The following is a 14,819-nucleotide window of genomic DNA, read 5'->3' on the forward strand; positions in this document are numbered from 1 at the left end:
CCTAGACAATAAAGTCGTTACCTAGACAAAAGGTTGTTACGAGGACGCGCATTGTGCGCAACAAAGCATATTTTCATTAGCATTGGCGGTTCCATCGACCTATAGTGAAGACGCACTTCTCTGAGCGCTTCTTCTAACTGTGAGGCGCCTCCAAACGCCTGGCCTGAGACAGGCTCTATGTCAGGCTGTGACTACTCACCGAAAAAGCTTGCCAAGCAAGCCAATTAAGGTCCACATCTCACAGCCCTCGTACCCAGACCGACGCCTGCGCGCCTGCTACGGACTAGTGGTCACTTCCGAAGGTGAGCCATCGCCTTGAATTCCTTGTTCCAGCGCATGCACGTTCAAGCAGCCACCTCGAACTCCTCCTTGGTCTCCGGGGCCGCGTCGGCGTCCGCCTATGCCGCCGCAAGGAGAGTCAAATGAAAATTCAAGTGGCCTCAGACCTGCACTTGGAGTTCCTTGACCGAATGCATCCCAGCTTTATCGGTCTTGCCCCAGCCGAGGATGCAGAAGTCTTGGTACTAGCGGGCGACATCCATAATGGCTGTCGCGGTATGGAGCTCTTCGCAACTTGGCCCGTCCCCGTCGTCTATGTGCCAGGGAACCATGAGTACTACGGAAGGGAATTTCGCGCTCAGCGAGATACCTTTTGCCATGCGGACGAAGATAATTACCCCAGTGTCATTGCGCTTGAACGGGGCATCTTTGAGTACAAGCGGGTACGGTTCCTCGGTGCAACTCTCTGGACAGACTTTAATCTCTATGGTCAGCCCATCAGTTCAAGGCGCCTGTCGGCTACAAGAATCTTTGACTACAGGACCATCCGATTAGCCCACAGCCCATTTCAGACGCGCGACTCCCTCCGTGAGCACATCAAATCTGTAAGCTGGCTTGACAGCGTACTAGCGGAACCTTTCCCCGGGCTTACCGTGGTAGTCACTCACCACGCACCACACCACCTCAGCCTGGAAGCTGACTTGGTTGGACATCCGCTGAATCCGGCATTTGCCTCCAATCTTCAATGGATGCTAGGTCGTTGTGCCCTATGGATTCATGGTCACGTACATGGCAGTTGTGACTATGCTCTCGAAGGAACCAGAATTATTGCGAACCCGCGAGGCTATCCCGATATGCTCGGTGAAATATCTTCGGCTGACATGGTGCAGTGGGAGAATCGCCAGTTCGACCCGGGTCTGGTTGTTGAAATAGAGCACTCTGTCTCCCTTCATCAGTACTCCATCGACGGGGACCGCAGGACATACGTAAGCGTTCCCAATGTGTGAACATGCGAGCCGCTTCCAAAACCGTGAACAACTTAAGAGTAGAGTCGATTTAGCTGCTGAATGATTTCTTGAGAGTCGGAGTGTCACGATGAACATCCGTACACGAAAAATCATCATTGAAACGCTTTTAGGGATACCACCGATTGTCGTGCCTCCTGAATATTACAGGTACGCAATGAGCGAGTGGAAGATACAGAAATTTCTGACAGAGGGACGCGGATTAGGGGAACGCGAAACTTACAAACCATGGTTCACAATTGCTGATGTGCCGTCACGCGGCAAGTCCACCCGCGCTTCCGGGGATGATAGATTCGGTCACCGTACCATGCACTTTCTTTCCACGAATGAATGGTATAAGTATTTGCACCTTGAGGCAGACCCCACTTGCATCGGGATTAAGGAACAGTACCCCCATCGGGACCGCTTGGAAACCATCGCAGTGGCAATTCGTCTCGGAATCAAACACCCCGAAGACCCAATCTACCGCGTCCCTATCGTCCTCACCACCGACTTAGTCGCCAAATTCCGCGTCGATGGCAGAACCTTGGAAAAGGCATTTGCCGTCAAAGACGCAGATGCACTCGAAAACAAGCGTACCATCGAAAAGCTACAACTCGAGCATACAATTTGCAGCATATACGGGCTTTCGTGGGAATGCTCTACAAACCGCGACCTCCGAACACGGTATGGAGACAATCTTGAGCGTCTGCATGGATATGACCGGACGCTCATACTGACATCCGCACAGACTGACCTTATTGTTGCCATATTTCTAAAATACCCGGGCGCCACCGCTTCCGATGCGTGTTTGGAATGCGACCGCATTTCTGGAACCGAGCAGGGGACATACTTGGCGATGTTGAAATTCTTGCTGGCGACAAGACAAATTATCACTGATTTACATATCAAGCCGTTTGAGTCGCAGACCTGCAATGCATTCTTCCCGATGGGAGAACTGGCGACCCGGGCGACATATCTTCAACGATATGTTGGAAAGCCGACGCGCTTCTTAGTTCCCCCCCCACTGGCGCCAATGCCGGGGGGGCCAACATCCTCGAACCCTTATAGGATTTGCGGCTATATCAAAGGGTAATGGCCATCATGGAATCCACATTTGATGAGGGCGTCGCCATCGCGGAGAACCTCGTCCTTCACGAGAAAGCGACCGGCGCGCGCTACGCTGTAGTGGTCCGAGGATGGTCGGGTGAACTGCCCACCGCCTTGGAAAGGATAGACATACCGGACCAGTGGCCCATCTTAATTCGACGCGAAAAGCTCGCCGAAGCGATTAAGGCTAAAGAGTACGTCATTGACTATTCCTACTCGGAAAGTCGAACCTCATATCTTCCTCCGAGCGCTGGACCAGAGCCTAAGGAACGGAAGGCTTCGAAAAGCCAGCGATTGATAACGCCTCACGTAACGCCTGGAAAGGCGGTGGCCGACGACAGGAGATGGAAATTACTCAAAGACGTTCTTGAAACTCCAGAGTATCCACAAATCGTTTATGGAATCAACAGAACGAAAAATCTCGAAGCGCTCGCGTCGCGGTTCAAGGTGTCACGCCCTCACCTGAGGACCGTGCTCATGCTTTACTGGAGGAACGGGCTGAGTAAGGCTGCAACTCAGACTGACCTCGATAAATGTGGCAATAAGGGTCAATGCCGCAATTCAAAGAACAATGAGAGGCTGGGCGGACCACGCAAATTCGCGGCTGATGAAGGTCTCGGCGCGCTCGCTAACGAGCAAACCAGAAAACATCTTCAAATCGCAGCGGATTACTATTTCGGAAGCAAAAACGCCACATACCAAAAGGCAATCGATTACATTACCGCCTTATATTGCACAACAATCACGAAGGCGGAAAACGGCATAATTCGAACCATCGAACTGCGAAAAAAATTTCGCCCAACCGTTCGACAACTTCGTCATTTCATATACAAAAACTATCCAAACGGAACTCGCAAACGGACCCGCGCCACTCCGAAGGAGTGGGACCTCTTATTCCGTGGTCTTGAAGGACGCGCCACTGATATTGCGCACGGACCCGGCGAGCGGTTTCAAATTGATGCCACCATTGCAGACGTCTACATAGTGAGTCGCTTAGACCGGCGGTTTGTAATCGCGCGTCCCACGATATACTTCGTAATCGACACGTGGAGTCGTCTCATTGTCGGGATGTACGTCGGGCTCGAGCCGCCATCATGGGCTGCCGCAATGATGGCGCTCATCAACTGCGTTGAGAACAAGGTCGAATACTGTGCACGCTATGGCATTTCCATAGAGCAATGGCAATGGCCGGCTGCACATTTGCCAGCGTGCCTTTTGGGTGACAAGGGTGAGCTTTTGAGCATCAGGCTTGCAAGGGATGTAGTAGACGTCCTAGGGGTCAGAATCGACAACGCCCCTGGTGGCCGCCCGGATTTGAAGGCGATAATCGAGAGAAGATTCGGCATCTATCCTTCCTCTTTTGGACCTTGGATGCCAGGACACGTAGAACGTGATTGGGTGAAGAAGGGCCTACCGGACGGGCGCGAAACCGCAGCCTACGACCTCGAACAATTTACCACTGCAGTCATTCTCGCAGTCATAGACCACAATACTAATCGCGTGATAATGGATTTTGACGCACCGCCTAAAATGGTGGGTGATGGAATTCCTCCGATTCCCTACCTCCTCTGGCAGTGGGGCATCGCAAACCTGGGGGGAGTTCTAACCAAACGCCCTGTTGAGGAAGTACGTATGTGTGTCTATCCGGAAGTTAACGTCGCGGTGACCGAGCATGGCATTAAGTACGAGCACGTGTTCTACAACAGCCCGACCTGCCATGCACAAGGGTGGAAAGCGAGAGCTCGAAACAAAGGAGTCTGGCACATCCTGGGCCGCGCCAACCCCAACCGATTAGGGGACCTTTACATTCCGATTGGCGGTCGCAAGTTCGAAAAATGCGTACTGGCAGAACCTGTGCTTGATGATATCACCTGGTGCGAACGAGAAGACCTATATCTTCGAGGTCGTGAAAATGAAGAGGTAGGCCACGCACAGGGTCAAGCAGGTCGAGTTGATGAAATTCTCGCTCAACAAACCGTACAAGATGACGCGACAGCACAAACCGAGGCAGTCTTGTACGCCTCAGATTTAAGACACCCCATTAAGAAGCACATAAAGCGAGCGACCAAAGCAGAACGCGAACTCCGAAAAAAATTTGGCGCACCATCTGCCCCCAAGCCGAAGTTGGAGGCTCAACCTCTTAATGATACATCCTTAACAGATGCGTCTCGTCAGCAAAAGGCCGAAGCCATTCAACGCCAAATTGATGCACGGAATACGCAGCATAATTATGACAAGAGCTAAGCGAGACAGCCGAGCGACTGGGGACTTACCCAGCACCCCCAATAGGGCGATTGTAATCAAGTCAGAAGAAGAACTCCTTGAGTATCTAGAGGGATTACTCGATGTCGAGCGACACAGCGAGACCCTTTGCAATCTTCCGGAGTATTCCCCGAAGGAGCGGCAACTGCCTAAGGCCATGCGTATGCGCCGCGTCGGTAGGCTCGAAACGTTTTACCAAACGCTGGTCCGTGATTACGAGGTATTGAATGCGCTTATCAGGTGCATTATCAACGGATACGAGTATCGCCCGCGTCGTCCGCGTCCAGATATAACCGAAACGACGCCTCGCAATGTCGAGAAACTTGTTAAGCGCAGCATTGAAAGAGTACACCACCGGCCCATTCGCTTCCGAGACTTAGGCCCCACTAGCGCTCCAATGGCCAGTCTACTCGGTTTATCAGGTCTAGGCAAAACGCACACTATTCATAATGCGCTGACGTTCATCCCTCAAAAGGTCGAATGTCCCGATGGCGTCATTCAGGTAGTGTGGATTTATGTTCAGTGCTCTCCGTACGGTCAATTAAAAGAGACGCTCCGGGACATCATTCTCGCAATCGACAACGTAGCAGGCACCGAACACATGAAAGAAGTAGGTAAGAGAGCTAGCACTGATGAATTAGGACTGAAGGTTCGCGAGCTGTGTAAACATCATCGCGTAGGAATTATAGTATTCGACGAAATACAAAATGCTTTGGCCCAAAGAGGTGTTACTCAGCACGCCGTCTTGAACTTTTTCGTGAAATTAAATAACCGCGACATTAATTCCAATAATGCTTCCGACGTCAGCTCCGATAATGGCTCTCTGATACCTGTTTTTTTCCTCGGCACCTCCAATGCAAAACAACTACTGAAAGAAACAGTGTACTCGTTGCGGCGGGCGGAAAAGTATGGTGAATATGATTGGACTCCCTGCGGGTTGAACGCTGAGTGGAATATCTTCTTCAGCGCCTTATGGAAGTACCAATGGACAAAAAAATTTGCCAAGCCCACTCCACAGTTGAGCGTGACCATGCATGACTTGTCCCAAGGAATTTTTGGAATCGCGACTTGCTTGTTTCAACTCGCCCAAATTCATGCTATTGAGCACGATATAGAGGAACTGACACCGAAGCTTCTTCATGAGGTCTTTGAACAAAGGATGGGCATGTTGATACCAGTTGTTGATGGAATACGAAACGGTGATGTGGAACAAATGTCGCTGTATGAGGACATCATAGCTAATGAACTCAAGAAACTCAGAGGTGCCATCTCTTCCATTACTGGCAAAGGGACAACGACAGAAGCATATCCAAAAGAGATGACGAAAGAAGCGGCAGAAGGCTCAACTAATTACAGTGAAGCCAAAGCCTTCCTAGAAGAACTTTTTTCGGGAAAAGAAAAAGAAATAGCGCTACGCGAGCTACTCGACATCTGGAAAGAATCGAAAGGACGTCTCGCAGCCTCCGCCTTAGTTCAGAAGGTTAACGAAAGAATACTGAAGGAAAGACGTCAATGCCTGAAGCACCGCTCGCCAGGACATTCGACGACCGTCGAGAGGCCAACGCCCACGTTCGAGAAAGTAATAAAGCGTGCTAAAGATTCCGCGCAAAACACACAAAAAGGCCGCTGAGAGCAACTGTGACACGAGTAGCCCTTTCCTATCCATACCCGGGCGAGTTGCTATACAGCGTTATTAGCCAATACCTTTCTAGCGTTGGCCCTACTAGCCGAACAGAGTTGATGAAGGCGCTAACTGGCCGTCAAGGAAAGCCGGTTGTTGACTTGCCTAAATATTTGAACCATGTCAGCGAGGTGACTTTTCAATCCTGGGGGCTAACTGGTCTTGAGATATCCAACCGATTGACCCTTGCCCCACTTTACACTTGGCCTCTTTCTTTGGCTGACGCAAACGAATGTCTCGATAAGCTCGTCGGGTCAGAACCTGCCGCGGTCCATAAGGATTTGAAGGCGACGGGAGAATACGTCACCCGCCCAGCGTACCTCCGAATTTGCCCACTATGTCTAAAAAAGGATATGGGCACGTATCGCTGTACGTATTGGCATCGAGTTCATCAAATCCCCGGACTGTTGATTTGTCCGGACCATAACATCCCGCTGGTGAATACATCGGCTACATATGACAACCAAAGTATTCGCACATGGGAGGATGCGAACAAGATTTCGCTACTGCCGGGGCCACTTGCCACCGAGAACTTTACAACCATGCAAATGGCGCAAGCATATGCCATTTCGGTGGCACTCGATGCTATGCTGAAAGGGCTACTACCGAAGCCAAAGTCGTCGTTTAAGGACTATTACACTTTGCGCGCGTTCGATGCCGGCATTATAAATAGCACATTACACGTAGACAGACGCGCCATCATTACCTCGTTTCTCGACTTTTATCAGCAAAATTTTCTTCACGCACTCGGGCTGCCAGAAGTAACAGAACGAAGGCATTGCTGGCTTACACAAGCACTAGTCAATCGCAAATATAAGATTACCCCGCTGCATCATGCAGTGTTACTGGTATTCTTTGATGCACTAGATGGACTACCTTCTAGACCGGAAAATTTTTCGCACGGTCCATATCATTGCCTTAATGTGGAATGCACGAAATCACCTTTGCCGACAGCAATTGCGGAGGCATTTCATCGGACTTCTACAGGACTACGCATAACGGCCAAATGTTCATGCGGCTTCATAATTGAATTTTCTGATAGCAAGGACGCTGTTCCGATTGAGCCAACCATAATAGCTTTCAGCCCCAAATGGCTCGAAGAGGTGCAACGCCTAAACAATGCCGGCTCCACCGTCCTACAGATTTCCGAAATAATGTCGACAACGAGCCAAATAATACGGCGAGTTATTAGTGGCAATGCGGATTTTTTGGGACTAGCGTTCGATGAACGACGAATTGAAGCACTAGAGGAACAATGGAGAAAGGTGACTGCGAAAAATTCAGTATTGGAAGCCAAACAAAATTATTCGGAACTGTACCGGCTGCTTTTTTCATACCATAGGAAATGGATAATTAACTATAATCTCTCCCTTAACCGAAGAGTGGCGCCTCCAGTACGGGCACCCAAAGCGTTCACGCCCGAGCGCGACTTAGAGTGGAGTAAGCGTGCAACGTTAGCCGTAGAGAGGGAACTGAAGGCACGAAGCACCAAATACCCGTATACGGTTGGCATTCTTGCAATGTCCGCTGGACTCAACTCCCAGGTAGTTTCCGAAAATGCAGAAAGACTTCCGCTAACCATGCTTGCACTTGAATATGGCGTTCGTATGCTAAATCAAAAAGATTAGATTTCATCTATTTGTCAAAATTTGACTTTATTTTTTAGCATTTGGATTGAAGCGTTTCGAGTACTTTCCGCAATTGAGATAAAAGCGAATCATCGCTTAGGCCCAATTCCGGATTAGCCCTTATCAAGCGCCATGCATTATCGCGACTCCATCCTTCCTCTCTGTCGTCGAGCACGCACCAACACTTGAATCGTTTGGCTTGGACGTAGCGCGATATGACCTCATATTGAGTAGCAGTCCTCAGTAAGCCGGACATTCGTGGCTTCCCAATCGGTTCCGTGGCGCCTTCGACTCTCCTCGCGAGTTCAATCGGCATTCTGGAAGTGAAACCATCAAGCGGGAGCAGGAGTAGCAAACTCGTTCTCAGTACTATAGCCGAGTCGAACCTGTTCACGAGGTCAATTAACAACGGTGACCAGCGCCAGTAGCGTCGTCCTTCATCGCTTTCCGCGTCAATAGGCGGTAGGCCTGCACCGCAAGGCACCAGAACACCCTCGATGTTGAGGAATATGCGGATTCGCTCACAGTTTTTCATGGCGCTTCACTCGCGACACGCCACGCTCCACCTCATCCCGCAATTCCCACCGTGCGCAACAGCCGAACGAGCGCTGCATAGACCTGAGGCTCTGTTAGTCCTTCCTCGCTTGTCGCAATCAGACTTACGTCTTCAGTCTCCGGAAGGACCTGGTTCCAATCCGAATCCAAGACGATAGGGGCGGAGGGCGAACGCCGTCTCAGGTCGCATCGGAGCCATTCCCTCCTCACGCTGGAATTCTTCAAATGGAATCGCAGCAGGCGATTTCCTGGAAGGGTTGAACCGACTACGCGCGCTCGCAGCGCCGGCGGTAGGTGTTGAACAGCATGCTGATAGCCGATGAAGAATGGCCACCAGCTATGCAGAACGATACGTGTGTCGGGATAAGGAAGAAGGAGTTCTTCCAAGCGTTCGGCGTTCTCGAATAGGCGATGGCCAGGACTACGCAGGTGGGGCGTGCGTCCGCTCTCGAATGTCACAGGGCGCGGGTGAAGAACTCCATCCGGATTCAGATAGAGAGTAACCGGCACGACGAACCCCCGGAGGCAGAGGGCTGGCAGGACGCGATTCGCCACAATTGGGTTACATGTGGCTAGAATGGCGATGCCATGCCGTTGGGGAAGGGTCGACGCTACCTTGACGGTTCGAGTTCTACTTCTTCACGTCGACCATACATCCGTTTTCGCAATGCGAAATGACGGAGGGACGGCTATTGCAAACGGAAAGCTCACGTGCCTCACACTGACTCTGCGTGGACCCGCCTAGCGGGCCGGACTGCGCGCGGGGTTTTGGCGCGCAAGGACTGCTCATTTGAGGAGCTTGCCGCACTGATGTCGGCGATTGGCATCCCAGAATCCTTCAGAAGCGTTGAAAGCAAGATTCGGAGAGGAAGTTTCAGCTTCGCATTCTTCCTGGCAATGCTTTCGGCCGTCAGTGCCGAATGCCCCGCCCAATGGCGGCGGTTCGTTCATTCCGAGCAAACCTGGGAGGACGCCGCGCACCATATCTTCCTTCATGAAACCGCCGCTCACCGACTGAACCTGGACGACTTACCTAGGCGGTTGAAAGCCTTCGCCAGTGTTCGTAGGCGAGGCACACTGACAGCCCAGGTTTCGGCCGGCACGTTTCCTTTCACACTCCTGCTGCAACTAGCCTCCGTTGTTAGCATTCCAGACTTTTCAAGGTTTGTAGACGACATCGACCTGGCTGCCGCCGCAGCCGATGACGCCGTCACGGCCGCCAGCAAGCAACCCCCACCGCCCCGGCCTTAGAGCGACTGCTAGGGTTCGATGCTGGTTAGCAGCGTTCCTGTTCCTACTTGACGCCCGTAGCCCCGCAATCGTGGGCCAGCTCCGTGCGCCCTGCGTTGATTTGGTGCGTATATTTACGCACCATATTATACCGATGCGACCGGAATGCCAAGCGAAATCTGCGCCCAACGCCAAGGAGGCTTTGGGTACGCCGGTTGGAATCTACAATCGTACATACGGGTTCCCAAGGACCACCCGGCAACTTGGAAGGCCGACAGTGGATTCCGCTTGCTGCCGCTCAGTGCAGCCCTCAGTGCAGCCCTTTCCATCGGGATGAGCGAGGAGTACGAGCCCCAAAGCCACTCTTGCAACCCTCCCTGGACCGCGTTGTCCGCGGTCCAAGCCGAGGCGAGTCCGTTACAAGAATGGATTGCAGCCCCTGCAGCCCTTCGGAGCGGGGCGGACATTGACCTGTACCGTTGACGAAAGGCTGTTGCTTCGAATCTGTGGAAAGCAATCTGGACCTACTTGAAGTCGTCCGCGTCGCTAACGCCTAGGAGAACCATCCCTTCTTCCTCTTGGACATCTCGTCGAGCAATGCACCTTGGCGTTGTATGGTTTCGTTTTGCTCGGACAAGGTTTTCAGCGCGGAGCCGAACTGCTCCTTTAACAACGACATCTCATGCAGCATCTTACCCGCGTAGCCGGTCATACTTTCTGCAGACCGACTAGTATCCTTCTGCAATTGACCTACCGAATTACTGAGTTCGCGTAGCGAGCTCTGATTTGAAGTAACCTTAGGCGAAAGGTCCTCGCAAAACGCAGTGTTTAAAGCGAGTAGAGCTTGAGCGCCTGCCGACGTCGAATCGCGGAGTATATGCACTTCAGATGCGAGATTACCGAGCGCTTCAAGGCCGATGTCAACGCGCTCGTGCAATTGACGAATTGTCGTGGCCTGGGAAGCTAGCTCCGCAGTAAATCGGATGGCGACCTCATCAAGTGACTTTTTGTGGTCAAGAAGCATAATTCCCAACGAATCCATTGCGTCAGAGAGGGATTGAGCTGTAGCAGCTGCATCTGATGCCTCTATTCGTTCCACGATGCTAGGAATTGAACCTACCAGCTCTTCGACAGATTCTTTGCTGCTCCTTGCATGCGCATGAGTCAATTCCACATGTTCGAGTGCGCTGGAAAAGGCGCCATGGATTCTTCCGACGTTATCATTCAACTTGTTAAGAAGACCCCCTACGTCGCTGAGGCGCTCCGATGCATCTCCGTACTGTTTTATCTTATCGCGAAGTTGTTTCAGTTCCCCCGCAACAGCGTTGAGCTCATCAACGGCATTTTCAATAGCTTCATCACCTGTGCTCACTTACAGCCTCCCCACCTCTGGAATCGTTTTCCGAACATCTCGTAACACATCGTTAACCCAATGGTCCCGTACTCGCTTCTTAGTCACAAAGCGGCGAATCGCCTCATCTTTCATATCCCTATTAATCAACCACACTCCAAAGGCAGTTTGAATGGCATTGGCCAATACCTCATCAACGCCGGCCGCATAATTTGCAATGGAATTTCCTAACTCCTTCGCCTCTGCAACCCCACCAACTTCAGCTGCGTAACGGAGCGCCGCATTGAATTCTTCTTCACTTCGCTTAAGGTCATCACTCGTCGGCTTCAATCGCGTGGCAGCGCTTATCGAGAGCAGACCCGGGTGGGTTGGATAGCTCTCGAGTACCCGCTGACAAGCACCATGCAACTCCGCAAGCTCATCTCGACTTCCAACGGACTCAAGCAGTTCCTGCCACGACTGAACAGAACCCTCTTGCGCCACTACCTCCAGCTCACGGGTAAATTTTTCTGATACTTGCAGGTAGTGGTTCAGTCGTTCTCTGAATAGCTCTTGGTCATCTGCACCTATCCGGGCGAGCTCAAGCATCTGTCGAGATGCCTGACGACGCTTGCGCTCAATTTGCTCATATACAAAGCTAACTAAGGCATCAGCCGTTGCTGACTCAATCTCCTGGACAGTTTCCCCCGAGAGAATTTCCTCTTCGCCCTTCACCTTCAAATAGGTCTGATAGCGGTGCGAATATTCCCTGAAGCGCTCAGCATAATAAGATGCCAATCGTATCGGGTTGTTGTGCAACTCTTGCCAGCTCGGCTCTAAAGATAGCGAGAACTGGTGGCTGTTATAATCTTTCGTGTAGTCCCGAACCACGCCCAATATTATTAAGCGGACAATAGCGTACTCGAGGCTCTTCTCCTCACGCCAATCAGTTTGTTGCGGGCCCCTAACTTTTGGGTTTTCCGGAAAATACTCTAAAATCAAAGTTTCGCCAGATTCAATTAGGCAGCGAATTGCGTGAAACACGTTCTTGACGATAGTCGCTTCTTCTTCGGGGCCAGAGAAAGTATTCTGATGAAAGAAGAAAGTCCGAATGAAGTCACCTCCTCCAAAACGTTGCCTAGCGACGAATTCGTTGTAAATCTTTCTTGCCTCGGCAATAGAGGCGCCCGGGTCTAATATTCGGTCAGTGATTCCGGGGTCTTCATCGGAGAAGAACAGAACAGCATTCGAGGCCCGTTTGTCTCTGCCCGCTCGGCCGACCTCTTGGTAGTATGCCTCCGGTGACTGAGGGGTCATATAATGCACTACTCGCCTTATCGATGGTTTGTCGATTCCCATTCCAAAAGCGTTTGTCGCAACTAACACTTGATAACTGCCAGGTAGTCCACTTATGAAATCTGACTGAGTCTTGGCTTTCACTTGCTCCCATTCCAGGGGGCTGCCTTCGGGGCTTAGCGCCCAAAGAGGCATCGCTTGCAACACCTCTTCCTCGCTAATGGAATTTGCTTTTCGTTTGGTCGCAAAGGCAGCAAATTGATTCCAATTTGGTTCACTGCCTGAATAGAACCGGAGATTCTCGTGCGGGATGACAGTCATCATCGAAGAAGAAACACCGATGACTCCATCCAGCCCTCCAACGAATCGGGAGAACACCAGCATTCCATCTGTTCGACTGGTCGAGTTGATGATGAAGTCTTGCGTATTCTGCTGAAGCGCTCCGACTTTCTCGGTATTACGCAGCTTTACGCAGGACATCGTAATTTCAGGTCTGTCTAACCGTTTTGCTCGGACGGACGCATCGCCTTCAAAAATACCCAGCTCCCGCTTAACATCTGACAGCACGATTGAAGAAGCGGTACCTGTCAATGCCACCAACGGCGCGGAAACACCGAGCCGCTTCGTTCTCTCCTTCGCAATTCTGCTCAGGCTGAGATATGACGGGCGAAAGTCATGACCCCATTCGCTAACGCAATGGCACTCATCGATTACAACTTGCGAAACCTCTCCGAACTGGGCCCGAAATTGGTCGAGTTGCCGGCGAAAGCCACCGATGAGCAAGCGCTCCGGGGCAATCAACAAGAAGCGAACGCCGCCTACGCTAAGTAGCTGGCCGGCCTGATTCTTTGCCTGTTGCGTGAGCGCGCTGGAGATTTCTTGAGCGCGTTCTACACCTAGAGCGAAGAATCGTTCCCTCTGGTCCTGCAGAAGCGACTTCAAGGGCGATATATAGATGGTTAGCCCACCTAGAAGTAGGCCGCAAAGCTGATAGGTTAGGCTCTTCCCACCGCCAGTGGGCAGTAGGCCAATGACGTCTTTTCCCGTCAGGATTCGGGCAATGATTTCAAATTGACCTTCCCGAAGACCGGACTTACGCAACAAATCCTGCACGAAGGAGTCCACGAGAAAGTGGGATGGCTCTTCGGGAGTCCGCATTGGGTGAGCGAATTTTCTCTTCGGAACCGGACCCACATAGTTTGCGGGTCTAGACCAAGCTACCGGAACGTTGGTGTCCGGCGCTGACCGATGAGGCTGAATGACCGAAATATCGATGACAAGTTGCACGTCCGCGTTCAAAGACGTCTTCGCGTCCTGAATTGTGGGCGCTGCAGTTTCTCCGAATAATTCGCGAAGCCGGCCAAACCAATCCTGGAAGTCCTCTAGCGCCTCTGCCCCAATCGAAGTGTCTGCTTCAATGACAGACACGTTCCATGGCTCGTTCCATCCGAGCACTCCCCGCTTTAGGGCTTCCAATAGCAAAAACTGAATCCTTGACGCTGCTGTAGCGCCCCAGACACACGTCAGTAGTTGTATTGAGCGAGGAGACTCAATACGCGGTGCCACCCCCCAATCGGTCGCTCCTTTTTTAGAATTGAGGATGCCTCTGAGGTGCTGCCGGAGGTTCTCGGGACGGTCCAGCTGGGAGGTCGGTACACGCCAAACTATCCACCCCTCCTCCTTCAGCGCTTGATTGCGCTTCTTGTCCAGAGCATGTTGACTTGATTCTTGATGCTGTCCCCCATCAACCTCAATCAGAAGCTTCAAGCCACGGCCGGTATCAAGACTGAAATCAGCACGTTGGCCCGTGAAGACCAACGGGTCCAATCCAAGGGTCAACAACGCGGGCTGTAGCCGCAGAAAATCAAGCAGCGGGAAGCCGAGCACTGGAACAAGAACATCGTCAAAGAACCGACGCTCTGCCTCACTGCCTGGCTCATCGCCTTCGTAGTTGCTCCAGATTTCGTCAGCGGCCTTCGAGGCCACTTCGCAAGGCCAGCGCCCCGTAACCAATGAGTTCTGGAAGTGATTGTCGGGGTTGGCTAAGTCAACGCTATAAGAGAGATTTCCGCTTCTAGGGTCGTTGGCGACGAGCGTCCAACCGAGCTCCTCCGTAAACCTCTCGCTAAGGTGCTGCTCAATGCGCCAAGTGGGAAGCGTCCACACTCCTCGTTCAAGGAGACTTTGGGCTACGTCTATAAGGCCCAACTGAAACCGTGAAAGCCCGTTAACCTCGACGCCCTTGTCATCTAGAGACCAGCGGTGCGTAGCAGCAGCTAGTCTTAATGGCTTAAATCGAGAGTTTTTTCCCGACTGGGCAAGTGGGTCGAGGAGGCGGTTCCAGAAATTCTGGTTCCGAAGAAACAGAGGCATCGCGGAAAGTTGGGATACAGTCGCCATCTTTTTTGGAAATTCTCAGTAATCCGGATACCTTTAGAGCGGTT

At 51.8% G+C, this 14,819-nt stretch carries 10 protein-coding genes; 6 read left to right on the plus strand and 4 right to left on the minus strand.

The window, feature by feature from the left end:
• The first annotated feature begins 422 nt into the window (after positions 1 to 422).
• The 5 genes from MKD38_RS06100 to MKD38_RS06120 all read left to right on the plus strand — a co-directional run bounded on the left by MKD38_RS06100 (position 423) and on the right by MKD38_RS06120 (position 7,964).
• Positions 423 to 1,286 (plus strand): metallophosphoesterase, encoded by an 864-nt coding sequence (locus MKD38_RS06100; protein ID WP_252675235.1) that lies wholly within the window; start codon positions 423 to 425, stop codon positions 1,284 to 1,286.
• 88 nt (positions 1,287 to 1,374) lie between these two features.
• Entirely contained in the window at positions 1,375 to 2,379 is a 1,005-nt protein-coding gene (locus MKD38_RS06105) for a TnsA endonuclease N-terminal domain-containing protein (protein ID WP_252675236.1), read from the plus strand.
• Positions 2,379 to 4,637, plus strand: coding sequence for a TnsB C-terminal domain-containing protein (locus MKD38_RS06110; protein WP_252675237.1), 2,259 nt, complete (start codon positions 2,379 to 2,381; stop codon positions 4,635 to 4,637). The genes MKD38_RS06105 and MKD38_RS06110 overlap by 1 nt, the downstream gene beginning before the upstream one ends.
• Positions 4,624 to 6,285, plus strand: a complete 1,662-nt coding sequence (locus tag MKD38_RS06115; protein ID WP_252675238.1) for an ATP-binding protein — start codon at positions 4,624 to 4,626, stop codon at positions 6,283 to 6,285. The genes MKD38_RS06110 and MKD38_RS06115 overlap by 14 nt, the downstream gene beginning before the upstream one ends.
• An 8-nt stretch (positions 6,286 to 6,293) precedes the next feature.
• The gene (locus tag MKD38_RS06120; protein ID WP_252675239.1) at positions 6,294 to 7,964 is read left to right on the plus strand and encodes a TnsD family Tn7-like transposition protein; all 1,671 of its coding nucleotides are present in this window, start codon (positions 6,294 to 6,296) and stop codon (positions 7,962 to 7,964) included.
• A 34-nt stretch (positions 7,965 to 7,998) separates the two neighbouring features.
• On the opposite strand, the gene MKD38_RS31100 is transcribed toward MKD38_RS06120, so the two are convergent.
• Complete coding sequence (locus MKD38_RS31100) at positions 7,999 to 8,499, minus strand: HAD domain-containing protein (protein WP_371925635.1); 501 nt, start codon at positions 8,497 to 8,499, stop codon at positions 7,999 to 8,001.
• A 32-nt stretch (positions 8,500 to 8,531) separates the two neighbouring features.
• Complete coding sequence (locus MKD38_RS31105) at positions 8,532 to 9,074, minus strand: HAD domain-containing protein (RefSeq protein WP_371925636.1); 543 nt, start codon at positions 9,072 to 9,074, stop codon at positions 8,532 to 8,534.
• 156 nt (positions 9,075 to 9,230) lie between these two features.
• On the opposite strand from MKD38_RS31105, the gene MKD38_RS06125 reads away from it, so the two are divergent.
• Complete coding sequence (locus MKD38_RS06125) at positions 9,231 to 9,770, plus strand: DUF6471 domain-containing protein (RefSeq protein ID WP_252675240.1); 540 nt, start codon at positions 9,231 to 9,233, stop codon at positions 9,768 to 9,770.
• A 532-nt stretch (positions 9,771 to 10,302) separates the two neighbouring features.
• Here the strand turns inward: MKD38_RS06125 and MKD38_RS06130 are convergent.
• A complete protein-coding gene (locus MKD38_RS06130) occupies positions 10,303 to 11,121 on the minus strand; it encodes a hypothetical protein (protein ID WP_252675241.1) in 819 nt (272 codons plus the stop codon).
• Entirely contained in the window at positions 11,122 to 14,775 is a 3,654-nt protein-coding gene (locus tag MKD38_RS31110) for a DEAD/DEAH box helicase (RefSeq protein ID WP_371925637.1), read from the minus strand.
• Positions 14,776 to 14,819: the final 44 nt, after the last annotated feature.

This window comes from Cupriavidus sp. WGlv3 (genome assembly GCF_023952475.1).
Classification (GTDB): domain Bacteria; phylum Pseudomonadota; class Gammaproteobacteria; order Burkholderiales; family Burkholderiaceae; genus Cupriavidus; species Cupriavidus phytorum.